This is a genomic window from Pseudomonas sp. MF09156 (assembly GCF_059862305.1).
Genome location: NZ_JCBCUR010000003.1, coordinates 337,453 through 359,779 on the forward strand (window position 1 = coordinate 337,453; position 22,327 = coordinate 359,779).

The following is a 22,327-nucleotide window of genomic DNA, read 5'->3' on the forward strand; positions in this document are numbered from 1 at the left end:
GCGATTGCGGTGGGTCAGCCAACAAATCTGGCACTGATACACCGCTATCGCGGGCAAGCCCGCTCCCACACAAGCCCACACACATTAGGAATGTGTTGTTGCAAGCACCCAGTAAAACGCCCGACCTTTGCAGGCCGGGCGTTTTTATACGTCCCGTGAATCAGGACTGACTGGATGGCGTCGGGGTGGCCGGCGTTACAGTCGGGGTCGCTGCGGCGGGCGTCGGCGCGGTGGCCGAGTTGGTCGCAGGTGCCGGGGTTGCAGGCTTGGCCGCTACAGCAGGCTTGGGCGTTGCAGGTTTCTTGGCTACGGCCGGCTTTTTCGCTGCTGGCTTTGCCGCAGGTTTTGCCGCTGCTGGCTTGGCTGCAGGCTTCGCGGCGGCCGGTTTGGCAGCGGGTTTTGCTGCCACTGGCTTGGCAGCCGGCTTGGCCGCAGCCGTTTTTGCCACAGGCTTGGCAGCAGGTTTCGCTGCCGGCTTGGCCGCTGGTTTTGCAGCAGCTTTAGCCGCTACTGGCTTCTTGGCAGCAGGCTTGGCGGCAGGTTTGGCTGCTGCCGTTTTCGCCGCTGGCTTGGCTGCAGGTTTAGCGGCTGGCTTGGCCGCGGCCTTGACCAGTGGCTTGGCCGCGGTTTTCGCCGCAGGTTTGGCCGCAGCCGTTTTCGCGGCCGGCTTGGCAGCAGGCTTGGCCGCTGCTTTGACGGGAGCGACTTTAGCACCGGTCAGCTTTTCGATTTGCTTGGTCAGGGTATCGACCTTGCTGTGCAGCGCCTTCACTTCATTGCGGCTCGGCACGCCCAGGCGCGAAATAGCACTGTTCAGGCGCTTGTCGAGTGCACCTTCAAGTTCGCCCCAAGTACCCAGTACCTGCTTTTTCGCATCACTGATACGGGACTTGGCCGAACTCGCGCTCGCCTTGGCCGCATCTACTTGTTTACCGACTGTGCTCTTGGTCAACTTCTCGGCCTTCTCGCCGTCTTTAACCAAAGTCTCGAAGAGTTTGCTGCCGTCACTGTCGATCTTCGAGTACACGCCTAAACCAGCCAGCCAGATCTTGCGGGAATATTCTTCAACTTTCCCGACCCAAGAGCTGCCTTCTTTCTGAGTAGTCTTTTTAACAGCCATCCGATGTCTCCTTAGTGTTTACGCGCGACACGTTCGAGCAATGCCGTTAGCTCATCGAGCTTAGCAGAGAGTGTCTCCACGTCATGTTTAGACGCAATGCCGATTCGATTCAAGGCACTTGCAACACGCGCGTCAAAAGCCTTCTCGACTTTATCCAGTCGCACTTCCACGCGACCTTTGACGCTGGAGACATTGCTCTTAACGTAATCAATCTGACTGTTGGCGGCATCAAGTTGTTCATTCACAACTTTTTTGCCTTTGCTTTCAACATGTTGACCAGTCTTAACGAGTTCCTTGAAGTACTCGCTGCCTTCGCTGCCGACCTTCGCGTAAGCCCCCAAACCCGCCAGCCAGATCTTGCGAGCATAGGTTTTAACGTCGCTCAGAGCGCTGATTTGGGTATCGATTTTTTTCTTCAAAATAACTTTGGCCATGGTGCACCTCACGCATAAAAGGGTGGAGGAACTGCCCACAGGAGTTGAGGGCTGAGTACAAAGTAGGGAGAAAAATTAGAATCGGCACCCTAAGAACAGCACAATGAGCCTCCAGCCAATGCGGCGCGCAGTCGCAGATCAGGCCAGGGCTTTATCCAGGGCCTTCTCGATTTCGGACTTGATGGTGCCACTCATGGCCGACATCAACAGGCCCAGTTCCACTTCAATCCTTAACGAATCCTCGGCCACTTTCAGCGTGCCTTTGACGCCGGAACGCTTGAGGTTCAACGTGTCGCCAGACCAAGATGGCTCCAGGCCATATTGTTCCTTGAGTTTATGCGCCAACTTCTCGGCTTTCGCCCTGGCAGCTTCCTTACCCAGTGCGTGGGCACGTTCAATCTGTATGCGGGCCATTTGAATGACTCCTCGTTATAAAGACGTATTGAGCACCCTGCTCACCCGCCATGCGGCAAAAGGTCTCGGCGGCCACCTATCTTACCTTCAGCCTTGCCAAGACAAAGCATGCCTTGGGGATTAGAATGCCCCCATTCTCTTTTGGTGACAGCGATATGACTGATCAGCGCAAAGGCAGCGATGCCGAACCCACCACTCACTTCGGCTTCAAGAACGTCCCGGAAAGCCAGAAAGCGGAAAAAGTCGCTGAGGTGTTCCACTCCGTGGCCGCCAAGTACGACCTGATGAACGACGTGCTGTCGGGCGGCATGCACCGCCTGTGGAAACGTTTCACCATCGAGTTGTCCGGCGTGCGCACCGGCAACCGCGTGCTGGACATCGCCGGTGGCACCGGCGACCTGGCCGCCAAGTTCTCCAAGCTCGTTGGCCCCATCGGCCAGGTGGTATTGGCCGACATCAACGGCTCGATGCTCAAGGTGGGCCGCGATCGCCTACTGGACAAGGGCGTGGCCGGCAACATCGAGTTCGTCCAGGCCGACGCTGAAAAGCTGCCGTTCCCCGACAACCATTTCGACTGCGTGACCATCGCCTTCGGCCTGCGCAACGTGACCCACAAGGAAGACGCCCTGCGCTCGATGCTGCGGGTGCTCAAGCCCGGTGGTCGCCTGCTGGTGCTGGAGTTCTCCAAGCCGACCAACGCGCTGATGTCCAAGGTCTACGACACCTACTCGTTCGCCTTCATGCCGTTGATGGGCAAGCTGATCACCAATGATGCCGAGAGCTATCGCTACCTGGCCGAGTCGATCCGCATGCACCCCAACCAGGAAACCCTGAAGTCGATGATGGTCGAGGCCGGCTTCGACCGCGTGACCTATCACAACATGACCTCCGGTATCGTCGCCCTGCATCGCGGCATCAAGCCCTGATGTTGTTCACGGGCCTTCTCGCCAGTGTCGAACACGGCCTCAACCGTGTCCTGCGCCTGGACAGCACCGCCCTGGCACGGCTGGCGCACCTGAACGGCAAGATCATTGCCGTCGATTGCACCAGCCCGGCCTTGCAGCTGTTTATCCTGCCCAGCGATGAAGGCCTGATGCTCGCCGCGCACTGGGCCGCCGATGCCGACTGCACCCTGCGTGCACCGGCGGCGAGCCTGCTGCGCCTGGCCTTGAGCCGTGACAAGACCGCGATCCTCCACGGCCCCGAGGTGACCCTTGAAGGCGACAGCGCGGTGCTGATGGACCTGGCCGCCGTGCTGCAAGACCTGGAGCTGGACTGGGAATACGAGCTGTCGCGCTGGCTCGGCCCGGTGGCCACCCAGTTGATCAGCGGGCACCTGCGCAGCCGTTCGCGCTGGTACCAGCAGGGTTTCGCCAGTCTCAATCAGAACCTCGCCGAATACCTGAGCGAAGAATCGCGCACCCTCGTCGGACAACGGGAAGCCGAAGCGCGCTTTCGTGAACTCGACCAGGCCAAACTCGACCTGGAACGGATTGAGGCGCGCTTCGAGCGCCTGAACCGCTCCCTTGATCCAAGCGATAACGCATGAAGCTGCTCGCCGTCCGCCGTCTGTTCCGAATCCAACGCGTCGTCATTCGCTACCGCCTCGATGACCTGCTGTTCGCCCTGCCGCTGCCGTGGTTGTTGCTGGCAGTGCGCTACGTGCTGCCGTGGCGCTGGTTCCCGCGCAAGACCCTGGACCTGAGCCGTGGCGCACGCCTGCGCCTGGCCTTGCAGGACCTGGGGCCGATCTTCATCAAGTTCGGGCAGATCCTGTCGACCCGTCGGGACCTGCTGCCCGAGGATATCGCCGACGAGCTGATGCTGTTGCAGGACCGCGTGCCGCCGTTCGACTCACAGCAGTCGATGAAGCTGATCGAAGAACAGCTGGGCAAGAAAATCAGCGAAGTGTTCAGCCGTTTCGACGTCGAGCCCCTGGCCTCGGCCTCGGTTGCCCAGGTGCACGCCGCCCAGCTTAAAACCGGCGAAGAGGTGGTGGTCAAGGTGATCCGCCCTGGCCTCAAGCCGATCATCGGCCAGGACCTGGCCTGGCTGTTCATTCTGGCCCGCGCCGCCGAGCGCTTCTCTGCCGATGCGCGCCTGTTGCACCCGGTGGATGTGGTCGCCGACTACGAAAAAACCATCTACGACGAACTCGACCTGTTGCGTGAAGCAGCCAACGCCAGCCAGCTCAAGCGCAACTTCGAAGGCTCGCCACTGCTGTACGTGCCGCAGGTCTATTGGGACTGGTGCCGGCCAAAGGTGCTGGTGATGGAGCGCATCTACGGCGTGCAGGTCACGGATCTGGCGACCCTGGCCGACCAGCGCACCGACATGAAGATGCTCGCCGAGCGTGGTGTGGAGATTTTCTTCACCCAGGTGTTTCGCGACAGCTTCTTCCACGCCGACATGCACCCCGGCAATATCTTCGTCAGCACGGTAAATCCATGGAGCCCGCAGTACATCGCGATCGACTGCGGCATCGTCGGCAGCCTCACGCCCGAGGACCAGGACTACCTGGCGCGCAACCTGTTTGCCTTCTTCAAGCGTGACTACCGGCGCGTGGCGCAATTGCACATCGATTCGGGCTGGGTGCCGGCCGAAACCAAGCTCAATGAGTTCGAGGCAGCAATCCGCACCGTGTGCGAGCCGATCTTCGAAAAACCGTTAAAAGATATTTCATTCGGCCAGGTACTGATGCGCCTGTTCCAGACCGCGCGACGCTTCAATATGGAAGTGCAGCCGCAACTGGTGCTGCTGCAAAAGACCCTGCTCAATATCGAAGGCCTGGGCCGCCAGCTGTACCCGGACCTGGACCTGTGGAACACCGCGCAACCGTTCCTCGAACGCTGGATGCGCGAGCGCGTCAGCCCGAAAACCCTGCTGGGCAACCTGCAAAGCCAGGTCGAGCAGCTACCGCACCTGGCCAACATGACCCGCGACCTGCTCGAGCGCATGTCCCAGCCCCACGCCAAGGACCCGGCGCCACCGTGGCACCAGCGCAAGGACGACTGGTTCCTGCGCCTGCTGGGCGCGGCGCACCTGGGCGGTGGCGCGGTGCTCGCAGCCGGTGGGCCGTTGAACGAGCTGGGTCATTGGCCGGCCGGGATCATGGTCGCCGTGGGTCTTTATCTGGTCGTGCGTCGATAGGCCGACCGGTTATACACTGTTGCACATTGCCGGGGCGGGTCGCGCACGGCTGTCGGAGTCGAAGATGAAAGACTGGCTGGACGAGATCAAATGGGACAGTGACGGCCTGGTGCCGGCCATTGCCCAGGACCACAAGACCGGGCGCATCCTGATGATGGCCTGGATGAACCGCGAGGCCCTGAGCCTGACTGCCGCCGAGCAGCGTGCCATCTACTGGTCACGTTCCCGTGGCAAACTGTGGCGCAAGGGCGAAGAGTCCGGGCATGTGCAAAAGCTGCACGAAATGCGCCTGGACTGCGACGCCGACGTGATCGTGCTGATGGTCGAGCAAGTCGGCGACATCGCCTGTCATACCGGCCGCCACAGCTGCTTCTACCGAGTGTTCGAGAACGGCGCGTGGAAAACCGTCGAGCCGGTGCTCAAAGACCCGCACGCCATTTACTCGGCAGGACATTGAACATGAGCGATACCCTGAACCGTGTGGCCCAGGTGCTGGAGGACCGCAAAGGTGCGGACGCCGACAGCTCCTATGTCGCCAGCCTGTACCATAAGGGCCTGAACAAGATTCTGGAAAAACTCGGCGAAGAATCCGTCGAGACCATCATCGCCGCCAAGGATGCTGAAATCAGCGGCGATTACAGCGATGTCATCTATGAGACCGCTGACTTGTGGTTCCATAGCCTGGTCATGCTCGCCCAACTGGGGCAGCACCCACAGGCCGTGCTGGATGAACTGGACCGTCGCTTCGGCTTGTCCGGGCACGCCGAAAAGGCCTCGCGCCCGTCCGCCTGAATAACTTTCTGACTGAGGAATTGCAGCATGGGCATTTTTGACTGGAAACACTGGATCGTCATTCTCGTGGTGGTCGTCCTGGTGTTCGGTACCAAGAAACTGAAGAACCTGGGCACTGATGTCGGCGAATCCATCAAGGGCTTTCGCAAGGCCATGAACGACGACGAAAAGCCGGCCGATACCGGCGCCACCCCGGTTCCACCGGCGCAACCTGTACACCCGCAGGCGGCACAGCCGATCACCGAGCGTCGCACCTTCGACGTACAGGCCGAGAAAGTCGAAGAGCCGTCCCGCAAAGACTCGTGAGCACTGACTAATGTTTGGTATCAGCTTCTCTGAACTGCTGCTCGTCGGCCTCGTTGCCCTGCTGGTGCTGGGGCCTGAACGCCTGCCCGGCGCCGCGCGCACGGCCGGCCTGTGGGTCGGGCGCCTGAAACGCAGTTTCAACGCCATCAAACAGGAAGTTGAACGGGAAATCGGCGCCGACGAGATTCGCCGGCAACTGCACAACGAACACATTCTGTCCCTGGAGCAGGAAGCGCGCAAAATCCTCGCGCCCCAGCAACAGGCGCCGACACCGGTTGAGCCGGTGGCCGAGCAGAGCATTGCGCCGGTGGCCGAGACAGCCCCGATCGCCACGCCCGCTCCCCCAGCAGAGCCTGCGCCGACGCCCGCCGCGTCGCCCGCTCCCCACGACCCTACATTGCCGCCGCGAGCCCCATGAGCGCTGATAAACCGGAAAACGACCAGCATATGCCGCTGGTCTCGCACCTCACCGAGTTGCGCACCCGCCTGCTGCGGTGTGTCGCGGCGATCTTCGTGATCTTTGCCGGGCTGTTTGCCTTTACCCAGCAGATCTACACCTTCGTCTCGACGCCGCTGCGCGAGTACCTGCCGGTGGGCGCGACGATGATCGCCACCGACGTGTCCTCGCCGTTCCTCACGCCGCTCAAGTTGACGATGATGGTGTCGCTGTTCTTGGCGATCCCGGTGATCCTGCACCAGATCTGGGGCTTTATCGCACCGGGCCTGTACAAGCATGAAAAACGCATCGCGGTGCCGCTGTTGGTGTCGAGCATCATGCTGTTCTACACCGGCATGGCGTTCGCCTACTTCCTGGTGTTCCCACTGATCTTCAAGTTCTTCGCCGCCGCCACCCCGGCCGGTGTGGAAATGATGACCGACATCACCAGTTACCTCGACTTCGTGATGACGCTGTTCTTCGCCTTCGGCGTGGCCTTCGAGATCCCGGTGGCGGTGGTGCTGCTGGTGTGGATCGGCGTGGTCGACGTGAAGTACCTGCGCAAGATCCGCCCGTACGTGATCATCGGCTGCTTCGTGGTCGGCATGATCCTGACCCCACCGGATATCTTCTCGCAAACCTTGCTGGCCGTGCCGATGTGGATGCTGTTTGAAATTGGCATCTTGTTTGGCAGCCTGATAAGCAAGCGCGGCGAACACCCGGATGACCAACCCGCCGATGACGACCAGCCGCCAGCGACCCAACCGTGAACCTGCTGCTGCTTGAAGAGGCCGACTTTATCGCGCCCGACCGGGTCGTGCTGCGTGACCGGCGCCTGGTGCACATGCAAGAAGTGCATCGCGCCGCGGTCGGCGACAGCCTGCGCGTGGGGCGCATTGGCGGCTTGATGGGCAATGCACAGTTGCTGCGCCTGGAAGCGGGCGAGGCCGAGCTGCAAATCAGCCTCGACCAGCCGCCACCGGCCAAGTTGCCACTGACCCTGCTGCTGGCCCTGCCACGCCCGAAAATGCTCCGTCGGGTGTTGCAGACCGTAGCGTCCATGGGTGTGCCACGGGTGGTGCTGGTCAACAGTTATCGGGTCGAGAAAAGTTTCTGGCAGACCCCGTTCCTGGAGCCCGAAGCCATCCGCGAGCAACTGATCCTCGGCCTGGAACAGGCGCGGGATACGGTGCTGCCCGAGATCGTCATCGAAAAACGCTTCAAGCCCTTCGTTGAAGACCGCCTGCCGGCCCTGGCCCAGGACACCCTGGGCCTGGTCGGGCATCCCGGCGATTACCCGGCCTGCCCACGCGGCCTGGATGAACCGGTGACCCTGGCCATCGGCCCCGAAGGTGGCTGGATTCCCTATGAAGTGGACTTGCTGGCCAAGGCCGGCTTGCAGCCGGTGCAACTGGGCGCGCGGATCCTGCGCGTAGAAACTGCCGTGACCGCCCTGCTCGCCCGCCTCTTCTAACCCCGCCCCTCCAAACACCACGGGGCTTTGTGCCGCTACAGAATCCCGCTCGCATGCCGATACCCTCAGGATAAGTCCAAGCCTTGTTCAGGGGAGTTCACCGCATGTACCGTTGGCTAGCTGAAAAACTGGGGAATGTGAGCGTCAATCGCAAGCTGAGCGTGGGCTTTGGCCTGGTCTTGGTCCTCACGCTGCTGATCACCTTCACCGGCTGGACGGGCCTGAGTGGCGTGATCAGCCGTGGCGATAAACTGGGTTTTATTTCCAGCCTCAACGAACTCACCAAAGACCTGCGCCAGGCCCGGCTGGACTATGAAATGCGCCGTGGCGAACAAGGCCCGGGGCTGGTCAACGATCTGATGGATAAACTCGACAGCGGCCTGAAGACCGCGCGCAGCCAGATCGAACAACCGGCCGATGTCGCCATCATCGATGAGCAGTTGGCCGCCGTCGCCAAGTATCGACAGGCCTTTGGCGCCATGGTCCAGGCCGGTGCCCACCGCGAAGATGCACGCAGCAAGCTTGGCGCTACCGCCGACAACGCCGTCGGGCGCGTCGCGGAAATCGAAAAAGTCCTGCTGCAAGGTGACAGCGTCCCCCAGTTCAACAGCGCGGTCGAACTGAGCAAGTTGATCCAGCAGGCGCGCTTCCAGGTGCGCGGCTATACCTACAGCGCCAAGGTCGAAGCTGAGCAACCGGCGCTGGATGCCATTGCCAACGCCCTGAAGAGCGCCGACAGCCTGCGCAGCCAACTGCCGGATCAATACAGCGCCAACCTGCAGGAGGCCAGCGACTCCCTCAAGGCCTACCTCGCCGCCGTCAGTCAGTTCCGCGATTCCCAGGTGGCCAGCGCCGCGGCCCTCAAGGCCATGGCCGAGCAAGGTGACCTGCTGTTCGAGCGCAGCAAAAAGCTCACCGCCTCCCAAACCATCATCCGCGACGCCGACGCCGCACAGGCCAAGTTCCTGCTGATGCTGGCCACCGCCCTGGCGCTGGTCTTTGGCATGGTGGCGGCCTGGGCGATTACCCGGCAAATCGTGATTCCACTGAGCCAGACCCTCAAGGTCGCCGAGCGCGTCGCCGCCGGTGACCTGACCCATGATCTGGTTTCGCAACGCCAGGACGAACTGGGCCAACTGCAACGCGCCATGCAAAGCATGACCATGGGCCTGCGCGACCTGATCGGCGGGATCAGCGACGGCGTGACGCAAATTGCCAGCGCCGCCGAAGAGTTGTCGGCGGTTACCGAGCAGACCAGCGCCGGGGTCAACAGCCAGAAGGTGGAGACCGACCAGGTCGCCACCGCGATGAACGAAATGGCCGCCACCGTGCAGGAAGTGGCGCGCAATGCCGAGGAGGCCTCGGAAGCCGCCGTCGCCGCCGACCAACAAGCCCGCGAAGGCGACAGGGTGGTCGGCGAAGCCATCGCCCAGATCGAGCGCCTGGCCGGCGAAGTCGGCAATTCCACCGAGGCCATGGGCCATCTCAAGCGCGAAAGCGACAAGATCGGCAGCGTGCTGGACGTGATCAAGTCCGTGGCCCAGCAAACCAACCTACTGGCACTCAACGCCGCCATTGAAGCGGCACGCGCCGGGGAAGCCGGCCGTGGCTTCGCGGTGGTGGCCGATGAGGTGCGCAGCCTGGCGCAGCGCACGCAAAAATCCACCGAAGAGATCGAAGAGCTGATCGTCGGCCTGCAAAGCGGCACCCAGCAGGTGGCGACCATCATGGACAACAGCCGTGGCCTCACCGACAGCAGCGTCGAGCTGACCCGTCGCGCCGGCAATGCCCTGGGGAACATCACCCGCACGGTCTCGGCCATCCAGGCGATGAACCAGCAGATCGCCACCGCCGCCGAGCAACAGAGCGCCGTGGCCGAAGAGATCAACCGCAGCGTGCTGAACGTACGCGATGTGTCCGAGCAGACCGCAGCAGCCAGCGAAGAGACTGCCGCCTCCAGTACCGAACTGGCGCGCCTGGGCACCCATCTGCAATCACTGGTCGGCCGCTTCCGGGTCTGACCCCTGCCCTTCGCGGCGATCCGTCCGGGTCGCCGCTCGCAGCTTGTGAAATTTCCTACACGTTTTTCAGGCCATGATCGGTACACCTGGCGCCTACGCCGACTAGCGTTCAAATGGATTCAATGTGTCCGCGCCCGTCGGCGCCCCGGCACGTCGAACGCCTTTGTTCACTTGCCGGAGGTTGGCCATGCTTCGTCGAATGACTCAACTGCTGGGTAACACCAGCGTCACCCTCAAACTGGTCCTGGGTTTTGCCTTGGTGCTGGCCCTGAGCCTTGTAATCGCCCTGACTGGCTGGCAGTCCCTCGCCGCCTCGCTCTACCGCTCACAAACCCTGACCGTGCTGGCGCAAATGGCAGTGACCGGTGAACAAGTGCGGGCCGACCGCATCGTGTACCGCACCCTGGACAACGCAACCAGCCTCAATAAATTGAGCGTCTCCATGGACAAGGTCGACGGGTACATGAGCGAGCTGTCAAACCGTCTCAAGGCGCCAAAAGCCCTGCAATACCTGCAGAGCATGGCCAGTATTTCAGGCAAGTTCAAAACCACGCTCAAGGATGTGCCCTCACTGGTCAAGCAGCGGGAAACTGCCCGCGAACAGCTGAAACAGAGCTCCATCCGTACCAGCGACAGCCTGGCGCAACTGGCCAGCGACCTGCCCGACCAGGACGACGAAAAAGCCCTCGATGCCATCGAAGCCCTGCGCCTGGCCATTGAACAAGCCGAAGACCGCGCCCTGACCCCGGCCTGGGCGGCCAGCAGCCTGGATACCTATGCCCAGGCCGTCAGCGACGCCGAGCGCAGCCTCGAACTCGCCCAGGCGGCCGTGGAGAAACTGCCCGTGGACAGCAGCGCATTGAAAAATGCCGTGCTCAGCCTGCGCACCCATCTGGCACGCCTGCGCGATACCCAGCTCACCACCGAAACGGCGCAAAACGAGTTGGAGCAGCAGCTGGATCAACTGCTGGTACAGAGTGACCTGTTGAGCCAGGACCAGACCCAGCGCCGCAATCGGGAAGCCGAACAGGCCCGCACCCAGACGCTCGCCATTACCGCTGCGGCTGTGCTCTTTGGCGCCCTGGCCGCCTGGATAATCGCCGGGCAGATCGTCAAGCCACTGCGCAGGGCCCTGGCCGTGGCCAATCGCATTGCCGACGGCGACCTCAGCCACGATGTGCAGACCCGGCGCCGCGATGAGCTGGGCCAGTTGCAATGCAGCATGGCGCAAATGACCCTGAACCTGCGGGGGCTGATTAGCAGCATCAGCGACAATGCCCGGCAGATCGCCAGCGCCGCCGAGGAGTTGTCGGCCGTCACCGAGCAAACCCGGGCGGGCGTGAATAATCAGCGTGACGAAACCGAGCAGGTGGCGACCGCCATGAACCAGATGCTCGCCACCGCCCAGGAAGTCGCGCGGCATGCCGAACAGGCCTCGATTGCCGCCGGCCAGGCCAATCAGCAGACCGAACTGGGCGACCAGGTGGTGACGGATGCGGTGGCGCACATTGAACACCTGGCCCACGAGATGGCGCGCTCCAGCCAGGCGATGCTGGGCCTGCAACGGGAAAGCCAGAAGATCGGCAGCGTGCTGGAGGTGATCAAGTCGGTGTCCCAGCAGACCAACCTGCTGGCGCTCAATGCGGCGATCGAGGCCGCACGCGCAGGTGAAGCCGGCCAGGGATTTGCCGTGGTGGCCGACGAAGTACGCAGCCTTGCCCAGCGCACCCAACAGTCCGCCGAGGAAATCGAAGAACTGATCGGCGGGTTGCACAGCGGCACGCAACAGGTCGCCGACATCATGGACAACAGCCGCGCCCTGACCGACCGCAGCGTCGGCCTGACGCGCAATGCCGGCGACGCCCTGACGGAAATCGCGCGCACTGTGCTGGTCATCCAGGAAATGAACCCACAGATCGCCGCCGCCGCCGAACAGCAAAGTGCGGTGGCCGAGGAGATCAATCGCAGCGTGTTGAAGGTCAGGGATGTGTCGGAGCAAACCGCCGCTGCCAGCGAACAGACGGCGGCGGCGAGTATTGAATTGGCACGGCTGGGCACGAATCTTCAGCAGTGCGTAGGCAAGTTCAAGGTATGAACCTGCCCCCGTGGGTTACAGAACCTGGCGCAGGAACGCCTGTGCCCGTGGGTCCTTCGGTGCATCGAAGAACTGCGCGGGTGCAGCGTCTTCCAACAGTTTGCCGTGATCGAAGAACAGCACCCGGTCTGCCACTTCACGGGCAAAGCCCATTTCGTGGGTCACGCAGACCATGGTCATGCCTTCCAGGGCCAGGGTCTTCATGACGTCCAGCACTTCGCCGACCATTTCCGGGTCCAGTGCCGAGGTGGGCTCGTCAAACAACATGACCTTGGGCTCCATGGCCAGCGCCCGGGCAATCGCCACGCGCTGTTGCTGGCCACCCGAGAGCCGCGAGGGGAACTCGTTGGCTTTTTGGGCGATGCCGACCTTTTCCAGCAATGCCAGGGCCTTGGCCTCGCGCTCCTTCTTGCCGCGCTTGCGCACGACTTTCTGCGCCAGGCACAGGTTTTCCAGCACGGTCATGTGCGGGAACAGGTTGAAATGCTGGAACACCATGCCGACTTCCCGGCGATAGGCGTTCACGTCGGTCTTGGGGTCGGCCAGTTGCAGACCATCAATGCTCACCGAGCCCGAATCGAACTCTTCCAGGCCGTTGAGGCAGCGCAGGAACGTCGATTTGCCGGAGCCGGACGGGCCGATCACCACCAGCACCTCGCCCTTGGCCACCTGGGTGGTGACGTGATCCACCGCGCGCACCACGTGCCCACGGGTGTCGAAGACTTTTACCAGATCGCGCACTTCAATCACTTTGGGCGAGCCTCCGCTCAAGCCGGCTGGCCATTTTCGACAGCGGCAGGTTGATCAGCAGGTACAGGCCTGCGACACAGAACAGGATTTCAAACGGCGAGAACGAGGTGGTGATGACCTCGCGACCGCTCTTGAGCAGCTCGGTAATGGCGATCACCGACACCAACGAGGTGTCCTTGACCAGACTGATAAATTGCCCGGCCAACGGCGGCAGCACGCGCTTGAAGGCCTGCGGCAGCACCACATGGCGCATCGACTGGCTGGCGCTCAAGCCCAGGGAGCGGGCAGCTTCGCCTTGGCCACGGGCAATCGACTGCACGCCGGCACGCACGATTTCGGCCACGTAGGCGCCGGTAAACAGCGACAGCGCGGCGATGCCGGCGAACTCGCGCGACAGGTTCAGCACCGTGCCGATGAAGAAGTAGAAAATGAAGATCTGTACCAATAGCGGCGTACCGCGTACCAGTTCGACATAGATCGTCGACAGATCGCGCAAGGTCGGATTATTCGACAAACGACACAGGCCGGTTGCCAGGCCGATGAACAAGCCCAATACCCCCGAGACCAGCGACAGCCACAGGGTGGTCCACAACCCCCACATCAATGGGCCCAGCGCCCAGTGCCGGGTCACGCCGATCACGTCGCCCTCGGCCACATCGTCGCCACGGGCCACTTGCAGGCTGTTTTCGGCCACCGTCAGGTGCTGTTCGGCGCCGGCGTCGTTGCGCAGGGTGACTTGCGCCACGTCGCCCTTGCGCACCAACTCGACCACCGTGGAAATATCCGCCGCCCGCTTGGACTCTTCAGCCTGGTAGGCGAAGTATTGCGGCACGCGGTTCCAGCGCCATTCGTAGGACATCAGCGAGGTGGCGTAGTACAACGCGCCGGCCATGCCGACCAGCACCAGCACGGTCAGCAGGTGCCAGGGCCATTGGGCTTTTTTCTGTTTCATTGCGGGTTCCGGGATGTGTATCGGCTGTCAGGCCGCCATCGCGGGCAAGCCCGCTCCCACACTGGAATACATTCCAAATGTGGGAGCGGGCTTGCCCGCGATGGGCGCGACGCGGTTTCTAGCTTATTCCATGTCCTTGAGCCACTCGGAGCTCTTGAACCACTTGTCATGGATGCGATCGTAGGTGCCGTCGTTGCGGATCTGGTGCAGGAAGTTATTGATGAAGTTGATGCTGTCGTAGTCGCCCTTCTTCAAACCGAATGCCAGCGGCTCGTAGGTGAAGGGTTCTTCGAGGTACACCAGCTTGCCATTGCCGACTTTTTTCTCGGCAACCACGTTGTACGGCGCGTCGTAGACAAAGGCGTCGGCCTTGCCGTTGACCACGTCGAGCACACCTTCCTGCTCGTTGTCGTAGCCGTGGTACTTGGCCTTGGAGATCAGCTTCTTGGCCACCATCTCACCCGTAGTGCCGAGTTTGGAGGTCAGGCGGTACTTCTCGTCATTCAGGTCTTTGTAGGACTTGATGGTACCTTCCAGTTCCTTGCGGATCAGCAGGGTCTGGCCAACCACGATGAAGGGTTCGCTGAAGTTCAGGCGCAGGTTGCGTTCCTGGGTCAGGGTCATGCCGCTGCCGATCATGTCGAACTTGCCGGTGAGGAAGGCTGGGATGATGCCGTCGTAACCGGTGGAGACCAGTTCCAGCTTGACCCCCATGGACTTGGCCATCGCCTTGAGCAGGTCGACTTCAAAACCAATGATTTCGCCACGCTTGTTGGTCATCTCAAACGGCATGTAGGTCGGATCCATGCCGACTTTCAAGGTGCCGCGCTTGACCGCTTCGTCAATCGCACCGGCCTGGGCCGTATTGACTGCCAGCAGGGCCGTAACGCCGAGCATCAGCATCGAAAGATACTTTTTCATCACCAAGTCCCCTGACTCATTTTATTTTGATGCAGGCCTTCACAGGGCTGCACTATTTCTTCGGGGAGCGATGCTAACCCACTCGCCCACCGGCACAAAGGTCTAGCCGGGATTTGTTGGCGGATATGACAGAAAAACCCCACAAAACCCCGGAGAAAAGCGCAGTTAGACGGCTTGACCTGACGGGTAAGCCCCTAGGAGTTATGTAAGCAGTTGTGACCATCATTCGATCTCCGACAACCAGTCCGTGTCCCGAAACCACTTGTCATGCAGCCGATCGTAGGTGCCGTCCTGGGCTATCTGATTAAGGAAGTGATTGATCCAGTTCAGGCTATCGTAATCGCCCTTTGGCAATCCAAACGCCAGGGGTTCGTAGGTGAAGGGCTGCTCCAGGGCCAGCAGTTCGCGGTTTTGCGGCTTGGCCAGGGCAATCAGGTTATAGGGTGCATCATGGATAAAGGCATCAACCCTCCCGTCGACCAACTGGCGCACGCCTTCCTCCGCCGTGGCAAAGCTGCGCAGTTGCGCAGCCCCCAGGAAGCGCCGCGCCGCCGCTTCGCCGGTGGTGCCGTCTGCGGCAGCAATCCGATAGCCGGCTTCGTTCAGGTCTTCAATGCTGCTGACTTTGCCGGCCAGGCGCGGGTGCAGCAGTACGGTCTGGCCAACGATGATGAACGAGTCGCTGAAGTTGAGCTTGAGGTTGCGCTCCTGGGTTACGGTCATACCGCTGCCGATCATGTCGAAGCGGCCGCCCAGCAGGCCCGGGATCAGCTCGGTATAGGCCACCGGGACCCATTCCAGCGCCACCCCCAGGGCATTGCTCATTTCTTCGAGCAGGTCAGCTTCAAAGCCGATGACACGCCCCTGCTTGTCGGTCATTTCAAAGGGCACGTAGTTGGGGTCGGTCCCCACTTTCAAGACCCCGCGCCGCACGGCCTCATCAATGGCGCCCGCGTGCGCCATCTGTACCTGTAGCAACGCGACAATACCCAGCAGTATCGACCAGTAACCCTTGATCATGAAAAGCCCCTTTTTCATTAAGCAGCCGCGTACCGTGCGTTGCGGGTCTAGCGCAAGCCACAGGCGGTCGAGTCAGATTTGGGGGGCGATCCTAACCCACTGGCAGGCACGGCAATACGCCTTGAACCAGGGTCTTTTGTATCGAAGTTAGAAGGCTAAGGCAGAAGCGAAAAACGCTGTAGGAAGGGCGTTTCAAGCGCCCCCGAGACGAATCCCGGGGGCGTCTGAATCAGGCTGGCTGAGCCTGGGATGACAGCGGCTTGAGCGGCAGCAACGGCGCATGCGGGTCGGCCTTGACCGATTCGCGCCAGGCGCCAAGCCATTCGGCATGCCCCTCGCTCCAGACTTGCTCATGCAGGCGCCCCAGGGCCACCGGGTCGCTGAGCAAAGCCACGCGCTCGTTGTTATTCAGACCCGCGGGGCCGACTTTCAGGGCATGTCGCACGCGATCGGCGCGCAGCCACTCAATCGGCTCCGCATGGCCATGGCGGGAGGTCGCCAGGGCACAGGCCAGGGCGTTCTGCTGCGGATCGACCACTGCCCGGATAAAACCGTCATTCAGTGCATGCCAACGGTTTTCGTGGGTGTAGCGGTCGGTCGACAGCAGCGCCTGCGGCGGATTGTATTCCTCGGGGATCAGGAACAGGCTTTCGTCGCGCGACTTGAGGCCCAGCTTGACCCGGCTGGAGATCACCGAGACCGGGATCGACAACATCAGCGAACCGACAATCGGCACCAGCCACCACAGGAAGCTTGGGTTCAACCACACCACCAGCAGCGCCCAGAAGAAGCCCAGCAAGGTCTGCGGGCCGTGGCGCTTGACTGCCTCGCTCCATGGCGTGGAGTCATCGTCACGTTGCGGCGAGTTCCAGGTCGCGGCCCAGCCGAGGAACGCGGCGAGCACGAAGCGGGTGTGGAAAATCATCCGTACCGGCGCCAGCAGCATGGAGAACAACATCTCCAGCAGCATCGACAAGGTCACCTTGAACTTGCCACCGAACTCTTTCGCGCCCTTGGCCCAGATCAGGATGATGCTCAGCAATTTAGGCAGGAACAGCAGCACGATGGTGGTGGAGAACAGGGCCACCGCCTTGTCCGGATGCCATTGCGGCCACAGCGGGTACAACTGGCGCGGTGCCATGAAGTACTGCGGCTCCATCAGGGTGTTGACCGCCAGCAGGGCCGTGGACAGCAGCAGGAACAGGAACCACAACGGCGCCGACAGGTACGACATCACGCCAGTGAGGAACACCGCACGGTGTACCGGGTGCATGCCCTTGACCAGGAACAGGCGGAAGTTCATCAGGTTACCGTGGCACCAGCGACGGTCACGCTTGAGTTCGTCCAGCAGGTTGGGCGGCAGTTCTTCGTAGCTGCCCGGCAAGTCGTAGGCAATCCACACGCCCCAGCCGGCACGGCGCATCAGCGCAGCTTCAACGAAGTCGTGGGAAAGAATCGAGCCGGCAAACGCACCTTTACCCGGCAATGGCGCCAGGGCGCAGTGCTCGATAAACGGCTTCATGCGGATGATCGCGTTGTGGCCCCAGTAGTGGGATTCGCCCAACTGCCAGAAGTGCAGGCCCGCAGTGAACAGCGGGCCGTAGACGCGGGTGGCGAACTGCTGCATGCGCGCATACAGGGTGTCCATGCCCGAGGCACGTGGCGCGGTCTGGATGATCCCGGCGTCCGGCGTGGCTTCCATCAGGCGCACCAGGCTGGTCAGGCATTCGCCGCTCATCACGCTGTCGGCGTCGAGGACCACCATGTACTTGTAGTCACCGCCCCAGCGACGGCAGAAGTCGTCAAGGTTGCCGCTCTTGCGTTTGACGCGACGACGACGGCGGCGATAGAAAATCTTGCCAAAGCCACCGGCCTCGCGGCAGACGTCGAGCCAGGCTTGCTGTTCGGCGATGCAGATGTCGGCGTCGTTACTGTCGCTGAGCACGAAGAAGTCGAAACGATCCAGATCGCCAGTGGCAGCGACCGACTCGAAGGTCGCGCGCAGGCCGGCAAACACCCGGGGCACGTCTTCGTTGCAGATCGGCATGACCAGCGCGGTACGGGCCTCCTTCGGGATTGGCTCGTCGCCGGCGCTTTTCCCGGAGATCCGGTACTTGTCGTGACCGGTAAGCAACTCAAGGAAGCCCATCAGCGCAGTCCAGAAACCCGCCGAAACCCAGCAGAACAGAATGCCGAACATGATCAGGATGCTGGTTTGCAGGGCGTAGGGCAGGACCTGGGTGGCAGTTTGCAGCAGGGTCTGGTTGCGCACCTCGTCAAAGTCGACGAAGGACCAGCCCTGGTACGGCATGATGCCTTTCATGTACCAGCCGGCCACGATCGTCTGGCCGAGCATCAGCACCAGCAGGATATAGCGGCGAATCGAACCGACCGTGCGCCAGCGCGCAGCCGGCAGCACGCGCTCGTCTTTGGGCGGCGCAGGCGGGTTGCTACGGCCGGTCAGCCGGCGCCAGCCACGCACCAGGATATTGGTGCGCCAAGGCTCGGGCACCACTTTGGTACGCCGGATCGGCGGCGTGGCCTTGAGGCAAACCCGACCGCTGGCGTCGAGCACCAGCATTTCGGCTTCCTCTAGCTCCTCGGCCGTGTTGAGGGTCAGCCTTCGGCCAACCGAGGCCTGCGCCGCGTCCACCGGGGTGTCAAAGGTCGACGACGACAGGCGCTCGTGCAGTTCGGAGAAGGACTTGCAGCCCGCCAGTTCGGCGCGCTGCTCGTCGGTCATCGGAAGATGCGCCAGGTACTCGGCAAGAGTCTCTGGCTGGACTTGGGAGTTACTCATCGGCAGGCAACTGATTGCTCCAGGTTTCGGTCAGGACTTGTTCTGTCTTGACTGGCTCCGGGGTGGCTGGGGCAGCTTCTGGCTGCTTGTCTTGCTTGTCCTTGGCGTCTTTCTTGGCGTGTTTCTCGTGTTGCTTGGCCAGGACTTTGTCAGCCTTCAGGACTTGGGTGGAAGCCTGCTCTGGCTCAGGCTTGACGATGTCCTGGACCAGGGCCGCACGCATTTCGGTCGGTTTGCCTGCATCCTTGATCTTCAAGCGCAGGGTCAGGCGCCAGCCTTTGGTGTGCGGGTTGTAGCGCACGCTGTTTTCCACGACTTCGCCGTTTTCACCGACGCTGACCTGGCTGCGCACTGCCGCATCTGGCTTCAGGGCCTTGAGGGACGGGCCCTCGAAGTCCACCAGATAGGCCACGCTGCCGTCTGGCTGGCGGATCAGGTTGGACTGTTTCACATCACCAGTAGAACGCAGGGTCTGCTTGACCCAGGCACTGTCCGGCGAGTGGAACGGTGCGTCGTTGAGAGTCCAGTGCAGGCGGTAGGCGATATCCAGCGGCTCGCCGGGCTTGGGCAGTTCGGCCGGGCTCCAGAAGGCAACGATGTTGTCGTTGGTCTCATCGGCGGTCGGGATCTCTACCAAATCGACGGAGCCCTTGCCCCAGTCGCCTTCAGGCTCGATCCAGGCGCTTGGGCGCTTGTCGTAGTTGTCGTCGAGGTCTTCGTACTGGCTGAAGTTGCGACCACGCTGCAACAGGCCGAAACCACGCGGGTTTTCTACCGAGAAGTTGCTGACCGACAGGTGTTTTGGGTTGTTCAGCGGGCGCCAGATCCACTCGCCGTTGCCGGCATGGATCGACAGACCGCTGGAGTCGTGCAGTTCGCGACGGTAGTTGAGCACTTTGGACGGCTGGTTGGCGCCGAACAGGAACATGCTGGTCAACGGGGCAACGCCCAGCTTGCTGACCTTGTCGCGCAGGAACATCTGCGACTTGACGTCGACAATGGTGTCGGTGCCCGGGCGCAGGATCAGGCGATAGGCGCCGGTGGCCCGTGGCGAGTCCAACAGGGCAAAGATCACCAGGTGCTTGTCACCCGGTTTTGGACGCTCGATCCAGAATTCGGTGAACCGCGGGAACTCTTCGCCGGACGGCAGCGCGGTATCAATCGCCATGCCACGGGCGGACAGGCCGTAGACCTGGTCCTTGCCCACGACGCGGAAATAGCTGGCGCCGAGCATGGTCATGATTTCGTCTTGCTTGTCGTCCTTGTTGATCGGGTACAGCACGCGAAAGCCGGCATAACCCAGCTGGTCGGTGGCTTTTGGATCAAACTTGACGTCGCCGAAATCGAAACGAGTCGGGTCGTACTTGATTTCCTGGACGTCGGTCGCGGTGATTTCGTTGATCTTCACCGGCGTGTCGAAGTGCATGCCCTGGTGATAGAAGGACAACTTGAACGGGGTTTTCTGATCGGCCCACTCGGCTTTTTCATTGCGGAAACGAATTTTCTGGTAGTCAGCGAACTTCATTTCGCGGAATTCGTTCGGCAGATTGCTGCGCGGGGCTTCGTATTTCTGCCCGGCCAGCTCTTTTGCCTTGGCCGACACATCGTCCAGACTGAATGCCCACAGTTGACCCGCGCCGAACAGGCAAAACAGGGCAGAGCCCGTCACCAGTGCGTTTCGTAACCGTTTGGCAGACAATTTTGGTGCATTACAGGGACTAACAATCACGAGCAACCCTCGCCGAAAACAGATCAAAAAACCAACGGCCAGCTATCTATATGCCAGGTTGGCGAGCATTGTTCCGACTCCGATGGGGCTAAATGATTCCCCACGGGCGAGCGGACAAGTCTCTACCTAAGTCAAAAATGGATCAATTTACGCTGATCCCCGTAGCGCGCGATTATCTAGTAGCCGGTGAGATAACGCAGCAGGGGCAGCGAAGTATTTGTAGCGAAAACTTGCGTTTTTGCGCATTAAAAGTCGTTTTTCATACAATCAGGTCTGTAAAAGGAAGGTGACCGGCCCGTCATTGACCAAATGCACCTGCATATCCGCGCCAAAACGCCCCGACGCCACAGTGCCATGCAATTGTTGCGCTTGTAGCAACAAGTGCTCGAAAAGTGCCTCGCCCACTTCCGGAGGCGCCGCTGTGGAGAAGCTGGGCCGCAGGCCGCTCTTGGTATCGGCCGCCAGCGTGAACTGCGACACCAGCAGCAAACCGCCGCCAACGTCCTTCAACGACAGGTTCATCTTGCCCTCGTCGTCACTGAACACCCGATAGTTAAGCAGCTTATGCAACAGCTTGTCGGCACTGGCCGCTGTATCTGAAGGCTCGACGGCCACCAGTACCAGCAAACCCTGGTCTATCGCGCCCACCACTTGCCCTGCCACTTCGACCCGGGCGCCACGCACCCGCTGCAAAAGGCCCTTCATGCTTCTTCAGGGGGCAGATCAAGCAGACGCCGTGCCATCTGGCTCGCGGCACGCACCAATGCATCGGTGATGCCCGGCTCGGACGCTGCGTGGCCCGCCTCGCGGATCACCTGCAGCTCGCTGTTGGGCCAGGCTTGGTGCAGCTCCCAGGCATTATCCAGCGGGCAGATCATATCGTAGCGGCCATGGACGATGATGCCCGGCAGATGGGCGATCTTGTGCATGTCGCGAATCAGCTGGTTGGGCTCCAGGAACGAGTTGTTGGTGAAGTAGTGGCACTCGATACGCGCAATCGACAAGGCGCGTTGAGGCTCGGAGAAGCGTTCGATCAACTGCGGGCTGGGGCACAGGCCCAGCATGCGGCCTTCCCAGGTGGACCAGGCCTTGGCGGCATGCATCTGGGCGATCTGGTCGTTGCCGGTGAGGCGCTTGTGATAGGCGCTGATCATGTCGTCGCGCTCTTCCAGCGGGATGGGCGCGATGTAGTCCTGCCAGTAATCCGGGAACAGGCGGCTCGCGCCGGCCTGGTAGAACCACTGGATATCCTGGGGGCGGGCCAGGAAGATGCCGCGCACGATCAGGCCATGCACGCGCTCGGGATGGGTTTGCGCATAGGCCAGGGCCAGGGTCGAGCCCCAGGAGCCGCCGAACAGCACCCACTTTTCGATGCCCAAGTGCTCGCGAATGCGCTCAAGGTCAGCGACCAGATCCCAGGTGGTGTTGTTTTCCAGGTTGGCCCGTGGCGTGGAGCGCCCGCAACCACGCTGGTCAAAGGTGACGATGCGGTACAGGTTGGGATCGAAATAGCAGCGGCTGTTGGCATCACAACCGGCGCCGGGGCCACCGTGGATGAAGACCACGGGCAAACCTTGCGGGGAACCACTTTCGTCGACATACAGCGTGTGGGTTTCATCGACGGCCAGATCGTGCCGGGCGTAGGGTTTGATCTGCGGGTACAAAGTCTGCATTGCGCACTCCGTAAGGGGTCGGTTCCATCCCTGGGGGGACGTCTATTATTTTGCCGTCTGGCATCATAAACCCGAATTGTGCAATGAGCATGTCCTTGAAGGCCTGGACCTGGGTCAGCGATCAGCCAGGAAGGTTCACGCAACCACGTGTGGGAGCGGACTTGCTCGCGATAGCGGCGTATCAGTCGACATATTCGTGAACTGACAGACCGCCGTCGCGCGCAAGCCCGCTCCCACCGT

21 protein-coding genes and 2 pseudogenes are annotated in these 22,327 nt (G+C 61.5%); 12 read left to right on the forward strand and 11 right to left on the reverse strand.

What is annotated here, in order from left to right; translation table 11 throughout:
- Positions 1–160: 160 nt before the first annotated feature.
- The 3 genes from AC19YY_RS10590 to AC19YY_RS10600 form a co-directional block, all read right to left on the reverse strand.
- Complete coding sequence (locus tag AC19YY_RS10590) at positions 161–1,120, reverse strand: phasin family protein (RefSeq protein ID WP_169952412.1); 960 nt, start codon at positions 1,118–1,120, stop codon at positions 161–163.
- A gap of 11 nt (positions 1,121–1,131) precedes the next feature.
- The gene (locus AC19YY_RS10595; protein WP_432754926.1) at positions 1,132–1,554 is read right to left on the reverse strand and encodes a phasin family protein; all 423 of its coding nucleotides are present in this window, start codon (positions 1,552–1,554) and stop codon (positions 1,132–1,134) included.
- Positions 1,555–1,692: 138 nt separating this feature from the next.
- Entirely contained in the window at positions 1,693–1,968 is a 276-nt protein-coding gene (locus tag AC19YY_RS10600; RefSeq protein WP_032862236.1) for a polyhydroxyalkanoic acid system family protein, read from the reverse strand.
- 155 nt (positions 1,969–2,123) lie between these two features.
- Between AC19YY_RS10600 and ubiE the strand changes: the two genes are divergently transcribed.
- The 12 genes and pseudogenes from ubiE (at position 2,124) to AC19YY_RS10660 (ending at position 12,242) form a co-directional block, all read left to right on the forward strand.
- Positions 2,124–2,894 (forward strand): bifunctional demethylmenaquinone methyltransferase/2-methoxy-6-polyprenyl-1,4-benzoquinol methylase UbiE, encoded by a 771-nt coding sequence (gene ubiE / locus AC19YY_RS10605; RefSeq protein ID WP_500604152.1) that lies wholly within the window; start codon positions 2,124–2,126, stop codon positions 2,892–2,894.
- Positions 2,894–3,517, forward strand: a complete 624-nt coding sequence (locus AC19YY_RS10610) for a ubiquinone biosynthesis accessory factor UbiJ (RefSeq protein ID WP_500604153.1) — start codon at positions 2,894–2,896, stop codon at positions 3,515–3,517. Before ubiE ends, AC19YY_RS10610 begins: the two co-directional genes overlap by 1 nt.
- Positions 3,514–5,118 carry a ubiquinone biosynthesis regulatory protein kinase UbiB gene (ubiB, locus tag AC19YY_RS10615; protein ID WP_169952416.1) on the forward strand — a complete coding sequence of 535 codons (1,605 nt, stop codon included), beginning with the start codon at positions 3,514–3,516 and terminating at the stop codon, positions 5,116–5,118. Before AC19YY_RS10610 ends, ubiB begins: the two co-directional genes overlap by 4 nt.
- A 64-nt stretch (positions 5,119–5,182) precedes the next feature.
- Positions 5,183–5,575 (forward strand): phosphoribosyl-AMP cyclohydrolase, encoded by a 393-nt coding sequence (gene hisI, locus AC19YY_RS10620; protein ID WP_169952418.1) that lies wholly within the window; start codon positions 5,183–5,185, stop codon positions 5,573–5,575.
- Positions 5,576–5,577: 2 nt separating this feature from the next.
- Positions 5,578–5,910 carry a phosphoribosyl-ATP diphosphatase gene (locus tag AC19YY_RS10625; RefSeq protein ID WP_029295998.1) on the forward strand — a complete coding sequence of 111 codons (333 nt, stop codon included), beginning with the start codon at positions 5,578–5,580 and terminating at the stop codon, positions 5,908–5,910.
- 27 nt (positions 5,911–5,937) lie between these two features.
- Positions 5,938–6,216: a twin-arginine translocase TatA/TatE family subunit gene (locus tag AC19YY_RS10630; protein WP_170042383.1), complete on the forward strand. Its 279-nt coding sequence runs from the start codon at positions 5,938–5,940 to the stop codon at positions 6,214–6,216.
- A gap of 10 nt (positions 6,217–6,226) precedes the next feature.
- Positions 6,227–6,634, forward strand: coding sequence for a Sec-independent protein translocase protein TatB (gene tatB, locus AC19YY_RS10635; RefSeq protein WP_170042382.1), 408 nt, complete (start codon positions 6,227–6,229; stop codon positions 6,632–6,634).
- Positions 6,631–7,422, forward strand: coding sequence for a twin-arginine translocase subunit TatC (tatC, locus tag AC19YY_RS10640; protein ID WP_170058129.1), 792 nt, complete (start codon positions 6,631–6,633; stop codon positions 7,420–7,422). Before tatB ends, tatC begins: the two co-directional genes overlap by 4 nt.
- Positions 7,419–8,126 carry a 16S rRNA (uracil(1498)-N(3))-methyltransferase gene (locus AC19YY_RS10645; RefSeq protein ID WP_500604154.1) on the forward strand — a complete coding sequence of 236 codons (708 nt, stop codon included), beginning with the start codon at positions 7,419–7,421 and terminating at the stop codon, positions 8,124–8,126. The genes tatC and AC19YY_RS10645 overlap by 4 nt, the downstream gene beginning before the upstream one ends.
- Positions 8,127–8,230: 104 nt before the next feature.
- Positions 8,231–9,244, forward strand: a pseudogene (locus AC19YY_RS10650) (methyl-accepting chemotaxis protein); the annotation flags it as partial.
- 198 nt (positions 9,245–9,442) lie between these two features.
- A complete protein-coding gene (locus AC19YY_RS10655; protein WP_500604207.1) occupies positions 9,443–10,147 on the forward strand; it encodes a methyl-accepting chemotaxis protein in 705 nt (234 codons plus the stop codon).
- Between the two features lie 187 nt (positions 10,148–10,334).
- Positions 10,335–12,242, forward strand: a complete 1,908-nt coding sequence (locus AC19YY_RS10660; RefSeq protein ID WP_500604155.1) for a methyl-accepting chemotaxis protein — start codon at positions 10,335–10,337, stop codon at positions 12,240–12,242.
- 15 nt (positions 12,243–12,257) lie between these two features.
- Here AC19YY_RS10660 and AC19YY_RS10665 read toward each other — a convergent pair whose 3' ends face one another.
- The 8 genes and pseudogenes from AC19YY_RS10665 to pip all read right to left on the reverse strand — a co-directional run bounded on the left by AC19YY_RS10665 (position 12,258) and on the right by pip (position 22,087).
- Positions 12,258–12,992 (reverse strand): amino acid ABC transporter ATP-binding protein, encoded by a 735-nt coding sequence (locus AC19YY_RS10665; protein WP_057437198.1) that lies wholly within the window; start codon positions 12,990–12,992, stop codon positions 12,258–12,260.
- Positions 12,985–13,944 carry an amino acid ABC transporter permease gene (locus tag AC19YY_RS10670; RefSeq protein WP_170058134.1) on the reverse strand — a complete coding sequence of 320 codons (960 nt, stop codon included), beginning with the start codon at positions 13,942–13,944 and terminating at the stop codon, positions 12,985–12,987. Before AC19YY_RS10670 ends, AC19YY_RS10665 begins: the two co-directional genes overlap by 8 nt.
- A 123-nt stretch (positions 13,945–14,067) precedes the next feature.
- The gene (locus tag AC19YY_RS10675; protein ID WP_032862246.1) at positions 14,068–14,865 is read right to left on the reverse strand and encodes a transporter substrate-binding domain-containing protein; all 798 of its coding nucleotides are present in this window, start codon (positions 14,863–14,865) and stop codon (positions 14,068–14,070) included.
- A gap of 222 nt (positions 14,866–15,087) precedes the next feature.
- The gene (locus tag AC19YY_RS10680) at positions 15,088–15,885 is read right to left on the reverse strand and encodes a transporter substrate-binding domain-containing protein (RefSeq protein WP_169955673.1); all 798 of its coding nucleotides are present in this window, start codon (positions 15,883–15,885) and stop codon (positions 15,088–15,090) included.
- Positions 15,886–16,040: 155 nt separating this feature from the next.
- Positions 16,041–18,685 (reverse strand): annotated as a pseudogene (gene mdoH / locus AC19YY_RS10685) (glucans biosynthesis glucosyltransferase MdoH).
- Positions 18,678–20,414, reverse strand: a complete 1,737-nt coding sequence (locus tag AC19YY_RS10690; RefSeq protein ID WP_346266880.1) for a glucan biosynthesis protein G — start codon at positions 20,412–20,414, stop codon at positions 18,678–18,680. Before AC19YY_RS10690 ends, mdoH begins: the two are co-directional and overlap by 8 nt.
- Positions 20,415–20,681: 267 nt before the next feature.
- Entirely contained in the window at positions 20,682–21,119 is a 438-nt protein-coding gene (gene dtd, locus AC19YY_RS10695; protein ID WP_169955670.1) for a D-aminoacyl-tRNA deacylase, read from the reverse strand.
- Positions 21,116–22,087: a prolyl aminopeptidase gene (gene pip, locus AC19YY_RS10700; protein WP_169955669.1), complete on the reverse strand. Its 972-nt coding sequence runs from the start codon at positions 22,085–22,087 to the stop codon at positions 21,116–21,118. The genes dtd and pip overlap by 4 nt, the downstream gene beginning before the upstream one ends.
- Positions 22,088–22,327 lie beyond the last annotated feature (240 nt).